Source organism: Desulfovibrio sp. 1214_IL3152, from assembly GCF_036763055.1.
Classification (GTDB): domain Bacteria; phylum Desulfobacterota; class Desulfovibrionia; order Desulfovibrionales; family Desulfovibrionaceae; genus Desulfovibrio.
On the sequence record NZ_JBAIYW010000604.1, the window covers coordinates 1 to 2,158 of the forward strand.

2 protein-coding genes are annotated in these 2,158 nt (G+C 61.6%); one reads left to right on the forward strand and one right to left on the reverse strand.

The features are described from left to right. Positions 1-948 (reverse strand): glycosyltransferase family 4 protein (locus tag V6C07_RS12715; RefSeq protein ID WP_333536843.1); only part of this gene is annotated, 948 nt, incomplete at its 3' end. A 272-nt stretch (positions 949-1,220) separates the two neighbouring features. Between V6C07_RS12715 and V6C07_RS12720 the strand changes: the two genes are divergently transcribed. Continuing rightward, positions 1,221-2,158, forward strand: a 938-nt coding sequence (locus tag V6C07_RS12720) for an SDR family oxidoreductase (protein ID WP_333536844.1), incomplete at its 3' end; no start/stop codon positions are given.

The following is a 2,158-nucleotide window of genomic DNA, read 5'->3' on the forward strand; positions in this document are numbered from 1 at the left end:
AACCTCGCGGCAGCCAGGGGCGTCGGTCACCACTGCGGCGCGTCCCATGCTCATGCCTTCCATGATGGATGTGGGCGTGCCTTCACGCCAGGAGGGCAGCACCATCACATGCGCGGCGCTCACATAGGGGCGCACATCGCGCGTTTCGCCAAGGTATTCGATGCAGCCCTCAGCCTGCCATTGCCGCACGGTTTCAAGGCTTACGCTGCCAAGCCCCTGTTCGGCCGGGCCGAGCAGCAGAAAACGCGCTTTGGGGTGCGCCGCCTTGAGTATGCGGGCCGCCTGGGCGTATTCCTCAAGCCCTTTGGCTTCAAGCAGACGGGCTATCAGCAGAAAAACCGGCGGACCCTCAAGACTGCCGTCGGCCGCCAGCCCTGGCAGCGGGGCAGGGGCAAAACGGCTTGTGTCCACACCTGTTCCGCGCGCCTTGAGTATGCGCGCGCGCGCGCCCAGAATGCCGGACTGCCGGAAAACGGCAATGTCATCATCGTTCTGAAAAAATATGCCTTCTGCTCCGGCCAGGGCTGTGCGATACAGCAGGGCGCTCAGCCTGTTGACGCATTTCTTGAAAAAGCTGTCGGCCTCAAAGGCGTATCCCAGACCCGTGATGGTGGCGTACACGTGCGGCACTCGCGCCACGCGCGCGGCGATGCAGCCGTAAATAACGGGCTTGATGGTGGAGGTAAAGAGAAGGTCTGGTTTTTCGTCCTTGAACAGGCGCAGCAAGGCCCCGGTGGTGCGCAGGTCGCGCAGGGGGTTCAGCCCCTTGCGGTCAAGGGGATAATGCAGCATGCGCGCCCCCTGGGCTGCCAGCGCCGCTTCCGATCCGGGGTCTCCCGGCGGGGCGCAGCAGACAACCTCATGTCCGGCACGGTGCATATGGCGGATCAGCACGCTCCAGAAATTGCTCATGGACCTGGCCTGGTTGCCCAGAACGATGATCTTCATTTGCCTGCGTCTCCCTTTGCGCGTCGTGCTGTTCCGCTGTTGTGGCGGTTTGCGGACGCATGCGCCAAGGTATAGCACCTGGCAGGATAAGTGAAAAGGGGGACGCTGCCCTCCAATTTCGGTTCGCGGCCCTTGCGACCCAGGGGCAGCGGCCTGCCCGGCTTTACAGACACGCCCCGGCAGCGTAGGATTATGGCCGTCCGAAAGCGTCTGCCGGCTCTTGCGGCCGCGGCGCGCGGGCAAAAAAATCAATGCAAAAACAGGACGCAAACATGAGCGCGTATTCCCAACTGTGTGCCACTATGCAGGCTTCTCCCTCCCGCTGGCTGATTACCGGGGTGGCGGGTTTTATCGGTTCCAACCTGCTTGAACGCCTTCTGGGTCTGGGCCAGACCGTTGTGGGGCTGGACAACTTCTTGACCGGGTATCAGAAAAATCTTGATATGGTACGTGATATCGTGGGGCCGGAAGCCTGGAGCCGCTTTACCTTCATCGAAGGCGATATCCGCGATGTGGATACCTGCCGCAAGGCCTGTGAAGGCGTGCAGCATGTGCTGCACGAAGCCGCGCTCGGTTCTGTGCCGCGCTCTATTGACGATCCCTTGCTGTCCAACAGCTGCAATATCACGGGTTTTCTGCATATGCTGGTGGCTGCGCGCGATGCCGGGGCCAAAAGCTTCGTGTATGCCGCGTCTTCTTCCACCTACGGCGACGCGCCCGAGCTGCCCAAGGTGGAAGACAAGATCGGCCGCCCCCTGTCGCCCTATGCGGTTACAAAGTATGTGGACGAACTGTACGCCGATGTTTTCACCCGCTGTTACGGCTTTTCCAGCGTCGGGCTGCGCTATTTCAACGTGTTCGGCCAGCGCCAGGACCCGTACGGGGCCTACGCGGCGGTTATTCCCCAGTGGTTTGCCAGCCTCATCAAGGGCGAGACCGTCTATGTGAACGGCGATGGCGAAACCAGCCGCGACTTCTGCTATATCGACAACGTGGTGGAAGCCAACCTGCTGGCGAGCTTTGCCCAGGGCGAGGCTGCCGATACCGTTTACAACGTGGCCTTTGGGCAGCGCACGACCCTTAACGAGCTTTTTACCCTTATCCGCGAAGAAGTGGCGCGCCACAAGCCCGAAGCCGCCAATGCCGTTGTTGAACACCGCGATTTCCGCGCGGGCGACGTGCGCCACAGTCTGGCTGACATCAGCCGCGC